Origin of the sequence: Paenibacillus sp. p3-SID1389, assembly GCF_025151705.1 — a bacterium.
GTDB lineage: Bacteria > Bacillota > Bacilli > Paenibacillales > Paenibacillaceae > Fontibacillus > Fontibacillus phoenicis.
The window spans coordinates 1-21,590 of sequence record NZ_JALXVO010000054.1 but is presented as its reverse complement, the minus strand read 5'-3'; the positions used below and the strand labels follow the sequence as shown (position 1 = coordinate 21,590).

General features: G+C 54.0%; 16 protein-coding genes and 1 pseudogene. 3 read left to right on the top strand and 14 right to left on the bottom strand.

The annotated features are described in order from the left end of the window. Positions 1-29: 29 nt before the first annotated feature. From M3G15_RS17980 to M3G15_RS17970, 3 genes are read right to left on the bottom strand one after another with little or no spacing between them, the layout of a single operon-like run. Entirely contained in the window at positions 30-890 is an 861-nt protein-coding gene (locus M3G15_RS17980; protein ID WP_009223389.1) for a carbohydrate ABC transporter permease, read from the bottom strand. Next, on the bottom strand, positions 877-1,767 hold the full coding sequence (locus M3G15_RS17975; protein ID WP_009223388.1) for a carbohydrate ABC transporter permease: 891 nt from the start codon (positions 1,765-1,767) through the stop codon (positions 877-879). The genes M3G15_RS17980 and M3G15_RS17975 overlap by 14 nt, the downstream gene beginning before the upstream one ends. 35 nt (positions 1,768-1,802) lie before the next feature. Continuing rightward, on the bottom strand, positions 1,803-3,167 hold the full coding sequence (locus M3G15_RS17970) for an ABC transporter substrate-binding protein (protein ID WP_232228347.1): 1,365 nt from the start codon (positions 3,165-3,167) through the stop codon (positions 1,803-1,805). A 264-nt stretch (positions 3,168-3,431) separates the two neighbouring features. On the opposite strand from M3G15_RS17970, the gene M3G15_RS17965 reads away from it, so the two are divergent. Both M3G15_RS17965 and M3G15_RS17960 read left to right on the top strand, forming a co-directional pair. After that, entirely contained in the window at positions 3,432-4,193 is a 762-nt protein-coding gene (locus M3G15_RS17965; RefSeq protein WP_009223386.1) for a response regulator transcription factor, read from the top strand. Continuing rightward, positions 4,190-5,962 carry a sensor histidine kinase gene (locus M3G15_RS17960; RefSeq protein ID WP_260071657.1) on the top strand — a complete coding sequence of 591 codons (1,773 nt, stop codon included), beginning with the start codon at positions 4,190-4,192 and terminating at the stop codon, positions 5,960-5,962. The genes M3G15_RS17965 and M3G15_RS17960 overlap by 4 nt, the downstream gene beginning before the upstream one ends. Positions 5,963-6,016: 54 nt before the next feature. Here M3G15_RS17960 and M3G15_RS17955 read toward each other — a convergent pair whose 3' ends face one another. Beyond that, the gene (locus M3G15_RS17955; RefSeq protein ID WP_260071656.1) at positions 6,017-6,898 is read right to left on the bottom strand and encodes an AraC family transcriptional regulator; all 882 of its coding nucleotides are present in this window, start codon (positions 6,896-6,898) and stop codon (positions 6,017-6,019) included. Positions 6,899-7,034: 136 nt separating this feature from the next. Between M3G15_RS17955 and M3G15_RS17950 the strand changes: the two genes are divergently transcribed. After that, positions 7,035-8,432, top strand: coding sequence for a family 4 glycosyl hydrolase (locus M3G15_RS17950; RefSeq protein WP_028539286.1), 1,398 nt, complete (start codon positions 7,035-7,037; stop codon positions 8,430-8,432). A gap of 244 nt (positions 8,433-8,676) precedes the next feature. Here the strand turns inward: M3G15_RS17950 and M3G15_RS17945 are convergent, their stop codons facing one another. The 10 genes and pseudogenes from M3G15_RS17945 to M3G15_RS17900 form a co-directional block, all read right to left on the bottom strand. Further along, positions 8,677-9,483 carry an MBL fold metallo-hydrolase gene (locus M3G15_RS17945; RefSeq protein WP_009223382.1) on the bottom strand — a complete coding sequence of 269 codons (807 nt, stop codon included), beginning with the start codon at positions 9,481-9,483 and terminating at the stop codon, positions 8,677-8,679. 9 nt (positions 9,484-9,492) lie between these two features. Beyond that, entirely contained in the window at positions 9,493-10,242 is a 750-nt protein-coding gene (yycI, locus tag M3G15_RS17940; protein WP_260071655.1) for a two-component system regulatory protein YycI, read from the bottom strand. 109 nt (positions 10,243-10,351) lie between these two features. Then, entirely contained in the window at positions 10,352-11,713 is a 1,362-nt protein-coding gene (locus M3G15_RS17935; RefSeq protein ID WP_260071654.1) for a YycH family regulatory protein, read from the bottom strand. Beyond that, positions 11,710-13,533 carry a cell wall metabolism sensor histidine kinase WalK gene (gene walK / locus M3G15_RS17930; protein ID WP_036644081.1) on the bottom strand — a complete coding sequence of 608 codons (1,824 nt, stop codon included), beginning with the start codon at positions 13,531-13,533 and terminating at the stop codon, positions 11,710-11,712. The genes M3G15_RS17935 and walK overlap by 4 nt, the downstream gene beginning before the upstream one ends. 1 nt (position 13,534) lies before the next feature. Continuing rightward, a complete protein-coding gene (yycF, locus tag M3G15_RS17925; protein WP_009223378.1) occupies positions 13,535-14,254 on the bottom strand; it encodes a response regulator YycF in 720 nt (239 codons plus the stop codon). A gap of 304 nt (positions 14,255-14,558) precedes the next feature. Then, complete coding sequence (locus M3G15_RS17920; RefSeq protein WP_009223377.1) at positions 14,559-16,106, bottom strand: peptidoglycan DD-metalloendopeptidase family protein; 1,548 nt, start codon at positions 16,104-16,106, stop codon at positions 14,559-14,561. A gap of 243 nt (positions 16,107-16,349) precedes the next feature. Continuing rightward, a complete protein-coding gene (locus tag M3G15_RS17915; RefSeq protein ID WP_260071653.1) occupies positions 16,350-17,042 on the bottom strand; it encodes a hypothetical protein in 693 nt (230 codons plus the stop codon). 176 nt (positions 17,043-17,218) lie between these two features. Further along, positions 17,219-18,505 carry an adenylosuccinate synthase gene (locus tag M3G15_RS17910; protein ID WP_009223375.1) on the bottom strand — a complete coding sequence of 429 codons (1,287 nt, stop codon included), beginning with the start codon at positions 18,503-18,505 and terminating at the stop codon, positions 17,219-17,221. 352 nt (positions 18,506-18,857) lie between these two features. Next, the gene (locus tag M3G15_RS17905) at positions 18,858-20,525 is read right to left on the bottom strand and encodes a methyl-accepting chemotaxis protein (RefSeq protein WP_397376642.1); all 1,668 of its coding nucleotides are present in this window, start codon (positions 20,523-20,525) and stop codon (positions 18,858-18,860) included. A gap of 107 nt (positions 20,526-20,632) precedes the next feature. Beyond that, positions 20,633-21,298 (bottom strand): annotated as a pseudogene (locus M3G15_RS17900) (aspartate aminotransferase family protein); the annotation flags it as partial. Positions 21,299-21,590 lie beyond the last annotated feature (292 nt).

Genomic DNA, 21,590 nt, shown 5'->3' with positions numbered 1-21,590 from the left:
CCGGTTTTGGACGGAGGGGATTTTATTTTTTACCCCTTCAACCCCGTTGTCGAAATCCCCTCAACGAAGTATTTCTGAGCTAGGAAGAACAGCAGAATGCACGGTACGATGCTGACGACCGACATCGCGATGACCTGGTTCCAGGAGACCGCGGACGAGGCGTCCAGCGACAAGCGCAGCCCCAGCGACACGGTGAACTTCCGCACGCTGCTGATGTAGATAATCGAGTTGAAGAAGTCGTTCCACGTCCACATGAACTGGAAAATCCCCACCGAGAAGATCGCCGGTTTGCACAGCGGCAGCAGCACCCGGGTCAACACCGTAAACGAGTTGCACCCGTCGATCGTCGCCGCTTCGTCCAGATCCCGAGGCAAGCCGCGGATGAACTGGATCATCAGGTAGACGAAGAACGCGCCGGTGGCGAAGGCCGCCGGGATGATAAACGGCAGGTACGAATCCAGCCACCCTAGCTTATTAAACAAAATGTACCGGGGAATCATGATCGAAGCGTTGGGCAGCATCAAGGTGGCGATCATGATGGAGAACAGCAATGTCTTCAATGGGAAATGAAACCGAGCGAACCCGTACGCCACCAACACGCTGGAGAGGATCGTAAACAACACAGTTGGCACGACCAAGATAAACGTGTTCACGAAGAAGTCCTGGAACCCGTATTGGCCCGTGCCCTGCCAGCCCAGTGAGTAGGCATCCCACACGTAGCTGCTTGGCAGCAGCTTCGTTGAGCCAAAGATGTCCGCATTGGTCTTGAACGAAGAAGCGAACAACCACAGCAGCGGATACACCATGATGAAACCGAGCACGATCAGAAAGAGGTAGTTCGCCCATGTTTTTTTCAAACTAACGCCTGCTCTCATGTCATCGCCCCCCATCCTCATAATGCACCCAGCTGCCCGAGCTCTTGAAAATAACCGCCGTCACGCCCATGATGATCACGAACAGCACCCAGGACAACGCCGACGCATAACCCATGTTGAAGAAAGTAAAAGCTTCTTCGTACAGCTTCAACGCGTACAGATAAGTCGATTTCAGCGGTCCCCCTCCGGTAATGACAAAGGCACCGGTGAACTCCTGGAACGCATTGACCATCTGCATCACCAGGTTGAACAAGACGATAGGCGTCAGGAGCGGAATGGTGATTTTGAAGAACATTCGCGTTTTGGAGGCGCCGTCAATCGATCCGGCCTCATACAGTTCGCTCGGAATTTGCTGAAGACCGGCCAAAAATAACACCATCGAAGAGCCGAACTGCCACACGGTCAGCAAGCCCAGCGTATACAGGGCCACATCCGGGCTGCCCAGCCAATCGACCGGACCGAGATGGAGCCGGGCCAACATGGCGTTCACGACCCCTTCCTTCATGAACAGGAAACGCCAGAGGACGGAGATCGCCACGCTCCCCCCCAGGATGGAGGGGAGATAATACACCGTGCGGAAGAAGTTGATGCCCTTCAGCTTCGCGCTTAGCAGCATGGCGATAAACAAGGCGAAGGCGAGTTTGACCGGAACGGCCAGCACCACGTATATGCCAGTGACCTTCAGGGACTGGTAAAACTCCGGGTCCCCCGTAAAAATTTTGACGTAATTGTCCCAACCCGTCCATGTCGGGGCGCTAACCATGTTGTAATTCGTAAACGAGTAATAAAACGAAGACAAGAACGGATACAACTGGAACAGCAATAACCCGATGATCCATGGCGAAATATACAGCAGTCCGACATACTGATAGTTCCGCTTGCGTTTAATCATGACGGACCCTCTCCCTCCTACCGCTTACGACCTGTTTATTGAGTACGGTCTTTAATTTCGGCCAATTTGGACGTTAAGCTGGCGATCAGCTCGTCGGCGGCCTGCTCCGGCGTGGCTTTGTTATAGCTGACCTTCTGAATGACGTCCTCAAGGATTTTTGCAACCTCCGAGTTGTTAGAGATGCTGTTGTCCACGAGACCCGCGTTCTCGAGCCCCAGCTCCACCGCATTCGTAATCGCCGGATCGATTTTGCCGGCTTCCACGGCAGCTTGCTGCGACGACTTCACAGGCGGAATCGAACGGACACTGCCCAGGATCACCGCCGCTTCTGGATCGTTCATCAACCAGTTGAGGAACTTCACGGCTTCTTCTTGATGTTGGCTTTTTTGGCTGACCGCGAACAGCTGCGACGGACGGACGACGACGCCGGTGTTTTTGGCATCCTTGGCGATCGCCGGGAGCGCCGTTACAATTTCAGTTCCTTCCGGCAGTACCGTCTTCAACGTGGGCAGCGTGCTGCTCATCGACGTGGTCATCGGCATTTCTTGATTGATCCATTTCGGGTTCTGATCGAGCTTCCCGAAGAACAGGTCGGCTTCACCCAGCGGCTGGTACACCCCCGCTTCCATCGCCTTCTGCAGCCACTCGAAGCTGGCTACCGCATCTTCCTTCGTAAAGCCTACGGTATAGTCCTCTTTGATCCATTGCTCGCCCGTACGCTGCTTCAGCATCGTCCGGAAATCCTGGGTTAACGCCGCGTGGTCGGCCAGCAACAGGTATTTACCGCTGTCGGCTTCATGCAGCTTTTTGCCTTGCTCGTAAAGCGTATCCCAATCCCATTGAATGTCCGTCGGGATGCCTAACTGATCGGCCAGCGTCTTGTTGATGATCAAGCAGTAGGCGTTAACGCCGGTTGGCACTGCCACCAGCTTGCCGTCATAAACGCCGAAGTTGTCCAGGAACGTCGGATCGAACCCCGTGGCATCGAAATCTCCCACCGTCTTCAGATCGACGAAGAAGTCGCCTTTCGTCACCAGTTCCTGGACCCACGGCAGGTCGAGCTGCATGATGTCAGCCGAAGTGCCGCTGGTCAGCTGGGTTTTGATCTTTTGCTCGTATCCGTCAAAGCCCTGATATTCCGCCTCGATGGTGACATTGGGCGCGATTTTCTTATACGCCTCGATCGCCTCCAGCGTAGCCGCATGACGATCCTCGCCGCCCCACCAGCTGAAACGCAAGGTCACCGGATTCCCCGTATCCCCGGCATTCTCGCTTGATCCGTTATTGACTGAAGTGGAGGTGTTGTTTGCCGCCTCGTTCCCTCCGGATGAGCAGCCGTTCAGAAGTGCGAGAAGGAGTGCCATGGCCAAGCCCAGCGCCCAAACTTTTTTTCTTCCCATCATTCATTTCCCCCTTAGGACTCACTAAATTTGTAAGCGCTTTTATTATAAAATCGGCTTCGGCCCTTCGATAAGGTAGCTGTCCTTAGAAAAAGGTATCACATTTCGCGGAAATTTTACTCCAAGGTATCTTCTTGTTATAAAAAGAATCGTTTTTTCACATGTTTGCGGTCCGTTGTTTAAACGCTTACAACCAATTTCGGGCGATCTGCTATAATCGATGTATGCCATTACATTTGACTTCATAGAAGCCGGGGTGAGCGAATGTATAACCTGTTAATCGTAGATGACGAAGCGGAGACGCGCGAAGCGTTGTCGAGTTATTTTCCGTGGAACGAAGTAGGCTTTCAGGTCGTCGGCCAGGCCAACAACGGCCAAGAAGCGCTCCGTTTGATCGCCGAAGGCGAGCGCGTTGACATCGTGCTGACCGATATTAAGATGCCCGTGATGTCCGGGATCGAGCTGGCCGAGCAGCTGTACAACCACCGGCGGCAGATTAAGGTCGTCTTTCTCAGCGGATACCGGGATTTTGAATATGCCCAGCAGGCCCTGCATTTTCGCGTCATCAACTACATTCTGAAGCCGGCCAAATATCATGTGCTATTGGATGTTTTCGGCAAGATCAAAGAGGAACTGGAAGCAGAGGCTGCTGCGGAAAACCAAGATCTGGGGCCGAACCCCTCCGCACCCGGACAAGGCGGCGAAAGCCTCATTATCCAGAAGATCAAGGAATACGTCAAAGCCAACTATAAAAATGCCTCCCTTGAGGAGGTCGCGCGGCTTGTGCATATGAATGCCAACTATCTTAGCTTCTTTTTCAAGCAAAAAACCGGACAAAACTTCTCCGACTACGTGCTGCAGACAAAAATGGAAATGGCAGCCGCTCTGCTTCGGGACGTGAGCTACAAAACCTACGAAATCAGCGAAAAAGTCGGCTACAGCAACGCCAAAAACTTCACGCGGACGTTTAAAAGCTATTACGGTCAAACGCCCAGCGAATTCCGAAACGGTCCCTCGAGCCCATGAGAGATAAATATTTCGCCAAACAGCTGACCGCGTTTCTTGTTCCGCTGCTCGTGCCCATCGTCCTGCTTGGCTCGCTTTCCTTCCTGACGACACAACACGACGTCAAGCGAGACATCAACCAGAACAGCAGCTTCCTGCTTCATCAATCGCAGACCCAACTGGAGATGATCCTAAACGAAATCGATACGCTGTATCTGGCGCTTTACGATAATACCGCGATCTTCAACGAACTCTCGGCCGTATTGAAAAATCCGCATTACACCTACGAAAGCTCCACTTCATACCGGATTATCTCCAGCTTCCTCAACGGATTTACGAGCGCGAAACCGTATATCCAATCCTTTTACCTGTACGTCGACAACCCGTATCAGCGTTTCCTGTCGTCGGTGGGGGGACTGGTGACGCTGGATCATTTTTATGATACCGCTTGGTATGATGCTTTTATGGACTATACCGGACCGCCGGCCAAATGGACGTCGCGGCGGAACATCAAGTTTTACGATTTCGAATCGGACGCGACGCCGATCGTCACCTTCTATAACGTGCTGGTGCCGCAAAAGATCGCAATCATTCTGAACATTAAGCCGAAGTATATCGAGAGCATTTTGGACGACATCACCAAGTACCCGGACCAGCAGCTGTTTGTGTTGGATGAGGAGAACCACGTTATTTTCTCTAATCATCACGGCGGTCGGCTGCAGGAGAGCGAACTCCGGTCCATTGCCGAAAATCCGGCGTCCTTCTTCGATATGGACACGCCCCAAGGCAAGGTGAACGTGACCAAAGTTGAATCCGAGCGGTACAAGTGGAAGTACGTCTCGGTGATCCCGCACAGCGAGTTATACAAAACGCCAACGCGTATTTTCAACTACACGCTGGTGTTCGCCGTGATCGCGGTCGCCTGCGGGTTTGCGTTGACGTTTTACCTGATCCGCCGCAACTATAAGCAGCTCAAGATGATTCGCACCTTGATCAAATCGGCCGACGACAGCTGCGTGCCGTTGAAGCCGCCTTTGAAGGTTCGGGACGAATACTCCTATATCATCCAGAACATGATCACCCATTTTATCGAACACCGGTACATCAAAACCCAGCTGCTGGAGAAAAAATACCGCCTCCAGGTCATGGAGCTGCTCGCGCTGCAATCGCAGATCAATCCGCATTTCTTGTACAACACGCTGCATTCGGTGTATTGGGAGTCCGTGGCCTTGACCGGCAAGCCGAACAAAGCCAGCGAGATGATCGAGGACTTGTCCGATATCCTCTCCTACTCGTTCAGCGACCCGACCAAAATCGTCACCTGGGGCGAAGAAATCGCTAACACCGTCAGCTACGTCAATATCCAGCGAAAAAGGTACAAAAACAAGTTCGACGTCCAGTTCGACTACGAGGAGGAGATCACCCGCCTGTACACGATCAAGCTGGTGCTGCAGCCTTTGGTTGAGAACAGCATCTACCACGGCATTAAGGAAAAAGACGGACATGGCCTGATCAAGGTGAAATTCCGGCGGAAGGAGGATCGGCTGCTCATTACCGTAATCGATAATGGCTGCGGCATCCCGCCAGAGGAGCTGCGCCAGCTCGTGGAGCGGCTGCATTCCGACGAGGAGCGGACGGAGCATGTCGGACTGTATAATACGTGCAAGCGTTTGAGATTAACCTATGAGCACGAATTTACCTTCCGGATGCGCAGCAAGCCGGGATTGGGCACGATGGTGGAGTTAACCGTGCCCGCGGTAGAAGAGCGGCCGTTGACCGAGCGCGAGTGAAGAGCGGCGATGATGCGGGTTAAGGTCGTTACGTTAACCTGTACCACTCCCCTTTTACCGCACCCCCGCCCCGCCGCTGAGCATCCGCTGCTCGCGCCGGTAGCTTTGCGGCGACACCGCCTTGGCCTTCTTGAACACGCGGCCAAAGTGGGTGCCGCTTTGATAGCCAACGCGGTACGCGATCTCGGTCACAGGCAGCTCCGTTTCGCGCAGCAGCGCGCAGGCTTCCTCGATGCGGACGCGGTTAATGTAAGCGACCAGCGTCAGCCCGGTAACTCTGGGGAAGAGATGGCTGAGGTAATACGGGCTGAGATGAAATCGATTGGCGAGATCGCTTAAGCTGAGATTCTCATCGTAATGCGCATTGATGTAGCGGGCGACTTCAGCGACTTCCCGGTAGGGGCGTTTCCCGCCCCCTTCTTCCCCATCATGGTTTGGCCGAGCGTTCGCCATGCGAAGCAGGTTAAGCAGCAACTCAGCCAGCAGCAGTTGGCAATATTCCTCATATCCGCCTGCCTGCTGCTTCTGCTCTGCCAGCATACGAGCTAACAGCTGTTGCACAAGCTGCTGCTCCTCGGCGCTTAAACGCAGAACCGGATACTTGGCAAAAAGTTGCTCCAGCTCTTCCTCCCTCCCGGGCAGCAGCGCGCTCACCACCTCCGTACGGAAATTCACCAGGATCCGCTCATGGGGCTGCGACAGCTTCCCCGATGGCGATGTCTTGTGCAGCACATTCACCGGGATCAACACCAGATCGCCTGCACCGATGCGATAGATTTGATCCTTGATGAAATAACACCGTTCCCCGGACACCAGATAATAAATCTCCCACGCATCGTGAAAATGCTCCCCATCCATCGAGAACCGCCCGGGCTGCTTCGCTGCCTCGATGAACAGCATCCGGCGAATCGGCGCTAACTGCCCTTCCAACGTCATTCTGCTCCCCTCCCAACACGCTCGTCTCTCGACAGCAAAAAATGTAGAATGCCAGCTCAAATTAACAAAATCCGTGCAGTAACTTTTCTATTTTTGCTCTATGTTTATTGTAACATCAATCAAGGGAGTGAACGATATGCAAGAAGCCACAATGGTTAAACATTTGAAGATCGCTTATATCGGCGGCGGTTCCCGCGGCTGGGCCTGGGGATTAATGAGCGATTTGGCTCTGGAACCGGCGCTTTCGGGACACGTGGCCTTATACGATATCGACTTTGAGGCAGCCCAAGCAAATGAGATCATTGGTAACCGTTTACAAGATCATCCTGATGCGGTGGGACGCTGGCGTTACGAAGCGGTGCAGACATTGCCAGAAGCGCTCAAGGGTTCCGACTTTGTCATCATCTCCATCCTTCCCGGAACGTTCGAGGAGATGCGCTCCGACGTGCACGCACCGGAGGCTTACGGCATCTACCAGTCTGTGGGCGATACCGTCGGCCCGGGCGGAGCGATTCGCGCGCTGCGCAGTATCCCGATGTACGTAGAAATCGCCGAAGCAATTCGCGACCATGCCCCCAACGCCTGGGTCATCAATTACACGAACCCGATGAGCGTCCTGACCCGCACGCTGTACGAGGTGTTCCCGGGCATCAAAGCCTTCGGCTGCTGCCATGAGGTCTTCGGCACGCAGGAGCTGCTTGCCGAGATGCTGGAGGACATGACGGGGGTAACCGGTGTCCGGCGCCAAGAGATCGAGGTAAATGTGCTGGGGATTAACCATTTCACCTGGCTGGACCGTGCTTCCTATCGCGGTACGGACCTATTCCCGCTATATCAGGCTTTTGCCGAGAAATATGCCGAAGAAGGCTTTAGTACCCATGGGCAAAAAGACCACTGGATGAACAACAGCTTTGCATCCGCGAACCGCATTCATTTCGACCTGTTCCGCCGCTTCGGCCTGATCGCCGCTGCCGGTGACCGACATTTGGCCGAATTTATGCCAAACACCTGGTATCTGCGGAGCCCCGAGCACGTAAAGCAGTGGAAATTCGGCCTGACGACCGTCGACTGGCGGATCAACAATCTGCAGAAGCTGCGGGAGCGCAGCCGCCGTCTTGTTGCCGGCGAGGAGACGTTCTCGCTCAAATCCAGCGGCGAGGAAGGGATCGCCATGCTGCTTAGCTTGACCGGTGCCAGCGCCCCGATGATCACCAACGTCAACCTGCCGAACCGCGGTCAAGTGGCTTCACTGCCGCTGAACGCCGTCGTGGAGACGAACGCCGTATTCGGTGCGAACAGCGTCCAGCCGGTGATGGCGGGCAGCTTGCCGGAGGACATCAACAATCTGGTTACCCGGCACGTCTACAACCAGGAGACGATTCTGAAAGCAGCCTTAACCAAGGATCGCGACTTAGCCTTCCGCGCCTTCCTGAACGACCCGCTGCTCTCCACCTTGACTCCTTCGCAAGCGGAGGAGCTGTTCACAACGATGCTGAACAACACCAAGGCGTATTTGCCGGGGTGGGAGCTATAATAAAAACGACCGCCTAGGGATCCCATCCCAACCAGGCGGTCTTCTTGTCTACGCGGTAAATGTATGCGAAAAATCGAATACATTTCGCCAGTTTCGGCGATTTCAACCCAATCTATTCGATTTTTCATACACATTCTTGCCTCGAAAGCTCAATCGGCCCGATTCTATATGAAAAATCGAATACAATTCACCGTTTTCCTCTATCCGCAACACATTATATTCGAAAAATCATATACAATATATGCTACCGCTCGCTCACCACATCCCACGGCGTCGGCCGGTCATAGTACGTATCGCATAGCTTGAACTCGCTGTCCTTGAAGAAGCAGCCGCGATCCTCCATGGCGCTGCGAACCGCCATCTTAGCCAGATCGAGCATATTGTGTTCGCGGCTGAGGTGGGCCAGATACGTCCGCTTCAGACGGCCGTTCAGAATCTCGCTCATCAGCTCCCCGGTCGCGTCGTTGGACAAGTGCCCCAAGTCGCCGAGGATACGCCGCTTGATGTTCCACGGGTAACGTCCCATCCGCAGCATCTCGATATCGTGATTCGCCTCAAGCACCAGCACATCGGCATCATATATCGCTTCCTTCACCTTGTCACTGGCATAGCCCAGGTCGGTGCATACGCTCAGCTTCTCCTTGCCGTCGTAAAAGTTGTAGCCCACCGGCTCAGCGGCGTCATGCGAGATGGCGAACGACTCCACGCGGAGCGAGCCGAAATCGCGGGTTTCTCCGGTCCCCAGAATACAGCGTTGGTCGTCTGCGAGGTTCCCAATCGCCTTTTCCATGGCTGCCCACGTCTTTTCGTTAGCGTATACCGGCAGATTGTATTTTCGCGCCACCGCGCCTAAGCCCTTGATATGGTCCGAATGCTCATGCGTAACCAGAATGCCTGTCAAATCCTGCCCGCTCACCCCGCGCTCCATCATCAGTTCTTCGATGCGTTTGGCGCTAAAGCCGGCATCGATCATCAGTGTGACTTCCCCATTGGCCACCAGTGTTGCATTTCCCGTCGAACCACTCGACAGCACCGAAAATCGGATCCCCATAATCTCCCATTACTCCTTCGTTTTCTCTGTATTCGGACTAATGACATCACCGCTGATGCCCTGCACGTAATACTCCTTGCCGCTCTCCAGCATAAATCGCCAAGCCGGAGCAGCCGGCAGATGCGCGTCCGAATCGAACACCTCGCCGTAATATCCTAACTCGACCTCGGTCACAACCGAGCCTTCCGGCAGGAAGTTCTCGATCAAGTTGCCAAGCGCCTTGGAGGCCGAAAGCACACGCTGTGGCTTCTCTTCCTCCGGATAGCTGATCTCAATCGCACGGCGCTGGTACGAAATGATCTTCTGATTGCTGCCCAACAGCTTGAGCTCGATTTTGAAGAGCGGCCATTTCCCGTCCACCAGCGGGTGCAGAACGAACACGTCTGCGCTGCTCGCCACTTCGTCATAGCGGTAATCCCCGATGTCCGGAATGCTGTCCTTCAACGCAGCCGTTAACTCCCGCGGTGCAAAAATCAGCCTGCTGTCCACCGGCACCGGCAGCTCGATCAGCTTGCCGCTTTGCGCATCGTCCAAGAACCGGTAAGCGATCTTGGGCAGCTCCGGCGTCTCCGTCGGAATTTTGGCGAGCACGCGAATGTTCTTCTCATCCATCGCCTGCTGCGTGTTATTTTCCAGGGCGGTGATATCCAGGTTGGAGTCGGCCTGCTCCCGCAGATCGTTCCACAGTTGATAGCCCAGCACCAGATTCAGCAGCAAAAAGGCGTAGATCAACACGTTTTTCGCCCGTCCCCAATCCATGGTTCACCCCCCTTTCGTTCAGATTAAGTCTCTGATTAAGAAGCACATTCAACGCCACTACCTCGGCTCTAAGCCCATCCGCGCCAACCTTACGCGAGTACCACGCACACTACTTCGTAGCCGTTCCTGAACCTGCACCCGTGTCCACATCCGCTCCGGTCTTCTCCACCGCTCCCAAGCTCAGCACCCGGGTCGCGCCGTTGCTTAGCTCGACTACCCAAGTCGGCTTCAGCAGCAGCCCCTGCTCGGTGAGAGAAGGCAAGTACGCCGGATATAAGTTGGCAATCCGCGCCTCCGCCTTAAGCGCCGCAATGCTCTCCCGCAACGCCTTGCCGCCGGGCAGAGAGACGACTTTCTTCTCCCAGCTGCCGCCGGAGCCGTAAATCAACGACCGTTCATAGCCGGTGATTGTGCCTTGACGCATTTCCAGCGTGATCGCTCCGTAATGGAACGTCGACAGGTCGATGATCGGGAAGGAGCCAAATTGCCCGGTTCCGTAATACTGCCGGAACACCACCCGATGCTGGTCTTCCTCAACGCCTTCGGTCGTTTGCTCCAACCGGTAATTGCCGTTCCAGCCGCCGTGCTGGTTCACGAAGTCAATCGCCGACAGCACGTTCTTGCTTGGGCTGTTCTCGCCCGCTGAAGGAGCCGCCGGATCGGTGTAGTTGATCCAGTTCCGGTTCTGCTTAACCTGAAGGCTGCGTTTACTGTCCGTGTAGATTTCGGAGCCGTCTTTTTCCCGGATGTACCGGGTGATGCTCGGATCAAAGAACAAGCTTCGCTGCATCTGCTCCGTCGTATACAACCCGATGTTCAAGCCGGTTTCGACCAAATCAATCGACTTCTCGGGGACATAATAGCCATCCGTTAACGTATACGGCACCCAATCCTTGCCAAAATCAACCTGTTGCTGCACGTCCTGCACCGTCAAATCGGCCTTGGTTGCCTCGTACACCACGTCGCCTCGCGAGCTAAAGAAGAACACGCGCACCTGATCGTCGCTTCCCGAGTTAAAGATCATCAGCCGGTTAACGCTCTCCGCGTCAAACAGCGGGTCCGGCGCGATCTGCATCACCTTCTGCAGCAGCTCCACAGGTACGCCTCCGCCAAAGTCCAGTTCCACACCGATATCCTTGCTGCGAATGTCCGTCCAATTCATATTATCGATGTCGTATCGCTGGAACCCGTCGAACTGGCGGCCCTTCAGCCGGTTGTAGATCAACTTGTAGAACGTCGAATCCGGATAAAACACGGTGTGCCGTTCCTCGCCCAAATGCACGGCGATTTGCGCCGGAAAGAGCATCACATCCGCTTCCAGGGTTGTCCCCATGTTCTCCGTACGGATATAGTCGCTCTCCGACTTGACCACCGGATTGCTGCCCGGCAACTGATAGATAAGAAAATAACTCTGTACCAAACTGCACGCGACCAGCAAGGCCAGCGTCAGCGATTTGACCTTCTCCTTCACCGCGCTTCGCCTCCTTGCTTCTCCGCCGGCAGCGTAAAGGTCACCTTCGTGCCTTTGCCCAATTCGGACTGCAGAGATATGGTCCCGCCGTGCGCCCGTACAATTTCCCGGGCAATGGATAGGCCTAGGCCCGTCCCGCCCATATTCCGTGAACGCGCCTTATCGACGCGATAGAAACGTTCAAAAATCCGGTCCAGATCCTTCTTCGGAATCCCGATTCCGGTATCCTGCACCGAAATGGCTAGCTGACGGTCTTCGGTCAAGCGAGCTTCCAGCGCGATGGCGCCGCCCTCCGGTGTATATTTCATCGCATTGGAGATCAGATTGTCCAGCACCTGGTCAATCTGGTCGCGGTCAATCCAGGCCGTATCCACGTCATTGGCGATAAACAGCGTGGGCTTGATCTCTTTCTCCTGCATTTGAAAAGAAAACCGGTCCACCACATCCTCCAGCATCTCCATCACGTTCGTCGGCTGCTTCCGCAACTCGGCCTCATGCGAGTCGAACCGCGACAGATGCAGCAGGTCGGTGACCAGGCGGATCATCCGCTCGGTTTGGCTCTGGATCACGGACACGAACCGCGGCCCAAGCTCCGGATCCTCCATCGCGCCATCTTCCAGCGCTTCGGTGTAGCTCTTGATCGTCGTCAGCGGCGTCCGCAGTTCGTGCGACACGTTCGCCACAAACTCCCGTCGCGACGCCTCCAGCTTCTCCTGTTCGGTGACGTCCTGGAGGACGGCGATCGTTCCAATGATCCCGATTTCCCGCCGATGAATCGGCGTAAACGTCACCCGGATCAAGAAGACGTCGCCGTCCGGCCCGGTATTCTCAAGGATCGTCGAGTGCATCGTTCCTTGCTCCAGCACGTCCCATTCCTCATCCGGCAGGTTCATCAGCGACATGATATCGGCCTGATCGAGATCCGTATCCGACGTCCCCAGCATCTCGCTCGCACGCCGGTTCATCAGGATGACTCGGCCTGTCTCGTCGGTGGCGATCACCCCGTCGCTCATGTTCGTGAGGATCGAAGCGAGCTTCTCCTTCTCTTCCTCGTTCTGCGCCAGCGCATCGCGCAGCCGGCTGGTCATGTAGTTAAACGCCTTGCTAAGCTGGCCGATTTCGTCATTGCCAAGCACCGGCATTTTCTGATGGAACTGCCCTTCAGCCACCGCCGTGGCGCGCCGGGTCAGCTCCTTAATCGGCGAGGTGATCGTATGCGCCAAAATCACGCCTAATACCGCCGTCAACCCCAACGCCAGCAAGATCCCGGATATAAAAATATTGTTGATCCGCTCCATCGTACTGTACAGCTCGCTCATCGACGCCGCAATGTAAATGGCGCCGACGATTTTCCCGCCGCTGACGACCGGCTTGGCGACGACTTTCTTCCGGACGTTGTCCTCGTCGATGATGTACTCCTCGTTATCGCGGATGCCCTGCAGGGCCCGGCTCACGACCGTCTGCGTGTTCTTCGTGCCCACGTAATCGGCGTGGGATGGCTTGGACGTCGTCAGCACCTTGCCGCTCGCATCGAGCACCTGAATCTCGGCCCCGCCGATATTAAACAGGTTGTTAACCAATACACGCAAATTCTCTAACGATTCCTCCGCCGACTCTCCAGTCACGCCCAGGTTTTGTGCCGCCAACACGGAGAGCAGCTCCGCCCGCTCCTGCAGCTCCTTGGTGAAGTTGCTGGTCAGCGAGGTCTTCATCGCGCTCACGAAATACACCCCGATCAGCTGCATGGCAATCAGGATGAGCAGCACGTAAATAATAATCAGTTTAGCCTGGATCGTGCGAAAAAAAGAGGGCAGATTCATTCTAGAGTCCACCCGCCTTGGAGCTCCGCATCATATACCCCAATCCCCGCCGCGTCAAAATGTATTCCGGCTTGCTCGGATCCTTCTCGATCTTCTCACGCAGCCGGCGAATCGTCACGTCCACCGTGCGAACATCGCCAAAATACTCAAAGCCCCACACCGCTTGCAGCAGGTGTTCGCGGGTCATCACTTTGCCAGAGTTCTTCACCAGGTAATGCATCAACTCGAACTCCCGGTGCGTCAGGTCCAGCGGCTCGCCGTTCTTATAGACCGTATACATATCTGTGTCGATAAACAGCTCGAACAGACTGATGCCCTGCTTCGTTTCCTCCGCACCTTCAGCCGCCGCAGCTGCCTTCTGTTGACGCCGCATTTGCGCCTTCACCCGGGCTAACAGCTCGCGGGTACTAAAAGGCTTGGTCACATAATCGTCAGCGCCCAGCTCTAAGCCCAGCACCTTATCGATCTCTCCGTCCTTCGCCGTCAGCATGATGATCGGCGTCTCAAGCTTCGCCCGCACCTCCCGGCACACGTCCATTCCATCCTTGCCGGGCAGCATCAAATCGAGCAGAATCAAGTCCGGTTGTTCGGAGAAGGCCAGCTGGGTCGCTTCAATCCCGTCGAAGGCAAGCACGACCTCGTAGCCTTCTTTCTCCAAGTTAAATTTTAAAATATCCGCAATGGGTTTCTCGTCATCCACGACCAGAATTTTTCCTTGCATGAATCAAGTTCACCCCAACTTTCAGCCATGGGCTTTTGCTCCCTCTATCTTACCATATCTGGCACCGCATCAGCTATCTTCAGAGACGGTAACGATTGGCAGCGCGCGTTCATCTCCTACCCTTATGCCCCTTTCTCACATCGCTTTGCATGATTATCCCTTTTGTTCAGAGACGAGGTTGATCGAGAAGGGGCTGTTCCACTTTTTCCACCTCCTGATGCAACGGGATAATCCTCAAAAAGGGAGCCGGCGACCAATGTCCCAAAAAAAAGCCCGCCTCCCTTACGGGTGGCGGACTCGCATCTTATAAATATTTTAACGGATTCTGAATGCTGCCGTTCTTATGGATCTCAAAATGCAAATGCGTGCCGGTCGAGCGCCCGGTGCTGCCCATGACGCCGATCTTTTCGCCCTTCTCGACGATTTGACCTTTCTTCACGCTGATCTTGCTTAAGTGGCCGTACAACGTTTCATAGCCATTCTTGTGGTCGATGATGATGCAGTTGCCGTATCCCGATTTCGTCCCAACGAAGGAGACGACCCCGTCATCGGCAGCCAGAATGCTGCGGTTGGAGGAGACCAAATCGACGCCTTTGTGGGTCCGTCCCCAACGTTCGCCGTAGCTGCTTGTCATTTTCGCGCTGGATACCGGCCAAGCAAACTGCCCAGTGCCCTCGCCCAGCACGACCTTCGTACCGCGTACGACGATCTTTGGCGAAGATTTCTTCGTGACTTCCTGTCCCAGCCACTCTTCATTCACAACGATGCCGTTTTCCTTCGTGATTCGGTACTCCATCGTTTTGAGGCCGCTGGAGCCGGGAGAAATCACTTTAGTCTCTCCTGCCCGCATACTTGCGTTCGTCTTAACGATGACCTGCGGTTCAGTAACAATTTCCTCCGTCACATGCTCCACCGTGCGAACCGTTAGGGCCGGCTGCACCGCCTTCACGTTGAGCAACGTTCCAATTTGCAGCGTCAGCTCTTCAACCCCGGGATTGTTCGCAAACAACTCCTTCTGAGACACACCAAAACGGGCCGCGATCGACGAGATCGTATCCCCTTCCTGTACCTCATATTGAATTGCTTCTTCGTCCCCTTGAAGGATCTTTCGTACCGCTTCCTCCGGGCTCAGCACCTTGTTCGGATCGGCCTTGACCTCTCCTTGATTCACCTCTTCGGCGATTTCCACCGTTTCCAACGTCGCGTTGGAAGCCTTCGTCTTCACTTGAGCTGACTTGCTGCCGCCGGTTCGTTTCACTTTGGCGGCCAGCGTGCTGGCAGCCACATCCGGTGCATATGTCGATTTCACCCGGTCCAGAACCTCTCGGGCGGCCGCCTGGTCCTTCACCACGGCGATCACTTTGCCGTCCACCTTCAGCTCCACACCTTTGGCGTAGCCGGTTAGCATCCCGTACAGCTCGTCGAGCGTGGACTCAGCATCCACTTCGGCTTTGTAGGCCTGCTCCGGCTTAATGGTGATGCCCTCGGTATTCACCGCCATCTCCACATCCGGATATTTTTGCTTATATTCCTGCTCCTTGCGTTCAATCAGAGCTTGTAATTGCGCTTCGCTTGCGATCGTGCCAATTTCCTTCCCGCTGACGTAAACCCGGTAATAGGATACCGTATTCGCCTTGACGTATTGCTGCCCTCCCCAATAGACCACTCCGGCAATGACTACCACGGCGGCTCCGGCTAAGACAAGCTTGCGGGGCATAAGAAGATCACGCCATTTTCGCCCGCTCTCTGGTTCGGATATCTCTGAATCGTTTTCCGGGCGGCTGTGTTGCTCTTGCGTCCGAGAAGCGTTCACGCGCCACAGCTGCCAGCGTTTTCCCGTAAAACCTTTCATACCGATCTCCTTTTATCCATCGACTCGATTCGACTTGAAATGGTTTCAAAATTTTAACCTTTTGTCGCTATTGTTAACTTTAACACAGCGGGGCGAAGATTTTCAACTTTGGGTCAAAAAGCAAACAACCCGCTTAACAAGCGGGTTCTCACGGTTTTGGCAGCTGAAAGGCCGGTTCATTGAATTTACAATCCTGTGAATGTTAACGCTGACATTCCCTTTGGATCAGGCAATTGAAGCAAATTATTTTTTTAACAATTCCATGACCTTGGCGTATTCCGTTTTATCCAAATGCTTCGACAGGACCTGCTCGATGTTAATCATTTCCGTTTCCGTCAAACCACCTTCCAGGGCGACGGTCAACATTTGCATCTCCTCTTGCGGCAGCTTCTTCATGAGAATCGCAAAGATTTCCTCCTTCTGCTGATCAGGCAACTCCTTCTTCTTGGCCACGAGATCATCCGGCGTCACCACCACCTGCTGATCCTCGCCTAACGCCTCTCCGGCACTCATCCCGCCCATCACCGGCAAAGCATCCTCCGGTGCATCTTCATCCGTTGCGTTGGTGTCCTTCCCCTCCGTACCTGTCCCGCTAGCCGGGGTTCCGTTCGTCTCCGTTGCCGTCCCCCCGGAGGAGCCGCTCTCCCCGCTACCGCCAGATGAATCTGCCAATTCGTCCTTCGTTTTGTCCCCAGTGCTGTCTACCACATCGTCTTCACCTTTCGCCTGATCCGTACGGTCTGAGGCACCGCCTAGTCCCAGCATGCCCTTCATGATCCCGCTGAAGCTAGGGGTCTGTGCGGTGATCGGCAGGTTATAACTGCTGAGTAAAGATTGGATGTACGAATTGACGATGTATCCCGTTGTGGCCACGGTTAATAAACTAACCGCTACGATCGTTACGCATAATTTCAAGATCCATCCGAGCCATTTCATCGTTTGTTTCCTCCTACTGCCTAAGAATCTAGTCTCTCAACCTTCAGTATGGACGGCAAAACCAGATTTCAACCTAAGCTAGGAGGCTAAACTAGAAAAAGAAACCGCCTACCCAAGGATGAACACATCGCTCGTTCGGCGGCTTAGAGATCGTCTGAATCGTCTACCCTATTGGATTATTCGTAAATCGGCAACACCTGATTGGTTTGACTGCGGTTACGGCCAACCGAGAAAATCGCGATAGGCACACCGGTCAATTCCGAGATCCGGCGGACGTAATTCCGGGTTGTTTCCGGGAGATCCTCCAGCGTTTTCGCACCCGAGATATCCTCCGACCAACCTGGCATTTCCTCATACACCGCTTCGCATTCAGCAAGCACCTTGAGACTAGCCGGATAGTGAGTGATAATCTCACCGCGGTATTTATAGCCAGTGCAGATTTTGACGGTCTTGAGACCGGTCAACACGTCCAAGGAGTTCAGCGACAGCCCGGTCAAGCCGCTGACGCGGCGCGTATGGCGGACCACCACGCTGTCGAACCAGCCTACCCGGCGCGGACGCCCGGTAACCGTTCCGTATTCATGGCCCGTCTCACGAATCATGTCGCCCACTTCGTCGAACAGCTCGGTCGGGAACGGACCGTCGCCGACGCGGGTGGTGTACGCTTTCGCCACCCCGATGATCTGATGAATTTTCGTAGGTCCTACGCCGCTGCCGTTGCAAACCCCGCCGGCCGACGGATTGGACGATGTCACGAACGGATAGGTCCCTTGGTCGATGTCGAGCATGACGCCTTGCGCGCCCTCGAACAACACCTTCTGTCCGGCATCGATCGCATCGTTCAAAACCACCGACGTATCCGCGACGTACGGACGCAGGATTTCCGCATATTCCAGATACTGCTGCAGCACTTCCTCTACGTCCAGCGGCTGCCCGCCGTAAATGGTCTCGATCAGATGATTCTTCTCCTTCATGATGTGACGCAGCTTCGTTTCAAACTCCTCGGCATCCATCAAATCAGCGATCCGAATCCCGCTGCGGGAGGCTTTATCCATATATGCCGGCCCGATCCCTTTCCCGGTCGTTCCGATCTTGTTCTCTCCCTTACGCTCTTCCTCCAACTTATCCAAGACCAAATGATACGGCAAAATCACATGAGCCCGATCGCTGATCACGAGATTCTTCGTACTAAAACCGTTCTCTTCCACGTAGTTGATTTCATCAATCAGGGCAGCCGGGTTGATAACAACCCCATTGCCGATGACACAACGTTTATTTTGATTAAAGATGCCTGACGGAATCAAGGTGAGTTTGTACTTCTTGCCGTCGATAAGAATGGTGTGACCGGCGTTGTTACCGCCTTGATAACGGGCCACCACATCGGCGCTTTCCGCCAAGAAATCCGTGATTTTACCTTTACCTTCGTCTCCCCATTGCGTTCCTACAACGACTACCGTTGACATGTACATTCCCCCGCTTGGTGCGTCAAGCACCTGTATTTGAACATTGCAAAAGACAGCCTTCGTCTTGCGGATGGCTTTCCGCCAACCTTAGGCTGATCCGACACTTCCTCCAAATTGTACGCGCTAACAAACGCGCCGCTAACGTCAACCCGACCATCTATCGCTTTAACGCAGCAATACCAGTTTAACAGGCTCCATTTTTAAAGTCAAATTGAAAAGCGAACGATGTTTCTGTTTAATTTTACAAATGTTCGGAATTACTGTTTCCAAAAAAAGAGGATGCCTCGCCGAATCCAAGCGAAGCCCGGATTGGCAATGGCACCTCAATAGCTAAACGAAACACGAATCTTGCTTATAATTTAAAGATCGCCACGGCCTGCTGCAAATTCTCAGACAATGCCGAGAGCTGACGAATCGCCCCCGCGATTTCCTGCATGGCTGCGCTTTGTTGTTCGGACGCTGCAGCGACTTCCTCAGAAGAAGCAGCCTGCTCCTGCGTCACGCCGGAAATTTGCTGCACCGAGGCGGAAATGCTTTGATAGGAGTTTTCCACCAGCAGCAGCGACTGCAGCAGTTGATCGGTCCGGGCCGAGAAATCGCTGATGCCTTGGAAGATCTCCCGGAAATTTTGATGCGTCTTGCTCATCCATTCCTGGCCCTCTTCGATCGCCCGGCTGCCTTCGCCGATGCTTTCGATGACGAGTCGGCTATTTTCCTGCGTCCCGGCGACCAGTTCGGTAATCGACGAGGCGGCTACAGCCGATTGTTCAGCCAGCTTGCGCACTTCACCGGCGACCACAGCAAAGCCACGGCCCAATTCGCCGACCCGTGCCGCTTCGATGGAGGCATTCAACGCCAACAGATTCGTCTGTTGTGCGACATCCGTGATCATGTTGATCACTTCGCCAATCTCCCGGGAGTGCTCCTCCAGTTGTCCTGCCATCGTTTCCGAATGTTGCATCACCTGTTCGATCTTGTTCATGTGACGCAGCGTCTCATCCACCATGTTTTGTCCCTCAGACGATTGCTTGCTGACCTTCTCAGCGATCGACTGCATCGTGTTGACATCGGTGACGACGCCGTTTAGTTGTTGTTGGATTTCCTGCACCGACGCCGAGCTGTGAGCGATCGATTCCACAACTTCGTTAATGCCTTCGCTCATATTGTTCATCGAAACCGCCACCTGCTGCGCGCTTTCGCTGGATTCTTTGGCGACTTGCATCAACTGGGCGCTGGTCCCCGATACCTCGAGGGACGACGCGGAGATATGTCCGATCAACTGTTTCATATTGCCGCTCATCTTCCCAAACGCCTCAGCGAGCCGGCCGACCTCATCGCGGCTGCGAATTTCGATCTCCTGGGTCAAATCGCCGGTCGCCAAACGTTCCGTCACATGCACCAGTGTTTTGATCGGCTTCGCAATCGTTCGGCCCAGCAGATAAGCGAACAGCAAGCCGATGACGAGAACGAGAATGGTGATCACGGTGCTGTACCGCAGCACCGCAGAGGCGGTTTCCGGGATGACAGAGGCATCAAGATCGATCCCCAGCAGCCCTGTGGTCGTACCGTTTGCATTTTTTAATGGAACAAATATCGATTTATGTACGCCAAACTCATCTTTATAAATGCTGCTGATCGTTTTTTGATCGTGTGCAATGGCCTGCTTCATTTCTTCGGAGAACGGATACTCCATATTATAGTCGCCTTCGGTGTCAGACAAAGCGATGATACGCTCCGTGCCGCCGTCATTGGACAAAATATACACGTTCTCCAAATTGTATAATTCCTTCAGCCGGTCCATCGCTTCACGGGTTTCTTGATACAGCGGGCTGTCGATGCCGTCGATTTCCAGCTTATTGCCTTCAATCCGCTCCAATTCGCTTTGTACGATGCGGATATTGCTCTCCAGCCGGTGATCCAGCTCGTTCTTCAGCTTGCCGCTCAGCGTGGAATTCACGATGGTGAGCAGCCCGATGAAGCAAAGCACCGCGATCAGGAGCAAACCTGTCGTACCTAACATGATCTTTGAAGAGATATGTCCGAACAGTAAACGTTTTATTTTATCTTTCACTGCGAGTTCATCTCCTGGATTGATTAATATGTTGCGGTCATTGTTTAGGTCATTGCTTAGTTCACTGCCGGTACGCCAGATGCTTCACATACCTCAGTTATGCATTCCTTCAAATACTGCACGACTTCATGCACATGCTCCGGCCGGGTATGCGGCGAAATCACGAAAAATTTGCTCACGTACAGCGGAATCTCCCGCCCTTCGGACGAGCCCACCAACAGATGTTTCTTCGTATCACCAAAGAACATCCGGTCGCGACGTTCCCCCAGTTTCTCGAACAACCGCTCGTTAAGCTGGTTGCTGCGCTCGATCTCCCGTGCGGAGCACGTCCCCTCGATTTCGTCGGCAAACCTCGGGCTTCCCGGCAAATAGATGCGAATCAGCGTAGAGATGCCCGGATTGTCTGGATTCGCAATGTCTGCCTGCGGAATTTCTGCTGTCAGCTACTCGCGGAACACCCGGTTTACTTCCAGGAACTGCCCCAACAAGCGCTGATACCCTTCTGTACCAAAGGACAGCAACAAGCTGTACATGCTGATCGAACTTGCCATCCGGGAGCATTCCAACGTATAGCCGGTATGGTATTCGCCATATCCCCGGTGACCTACGTACGGCGTATCCTCCGCATCCAGATCCATGAGCTTGAGATCGGCCGCATTTTTCAAGAGGAACAAACTGGAGACATACGGAGCCTGGCCCAGCTTCTGAAAATCAAAGCACAATTTTCATTTCCTTACAGTTCCAAATTATACAGACATTCCTTAACGCGTACAGATAAGTCTCAGGCATATATTCCATGATATGGAATGTGTCGAAAATTGTTAAGATTTCTGGTTTGATGTCCTAGAATGCCCCATAATTGTCCCACAAATGAGAACGGGACGATGATCGAGGGCTTCGATTTCTTCTATTAAAAAACATAAAAAAAACGTCTATCGACGTACATTCAAAGTAGACAGACCGCGTTTAGCGGAAGTTTTTCTTGCGATATCAGGATGCTAATGCCCCGAAGTT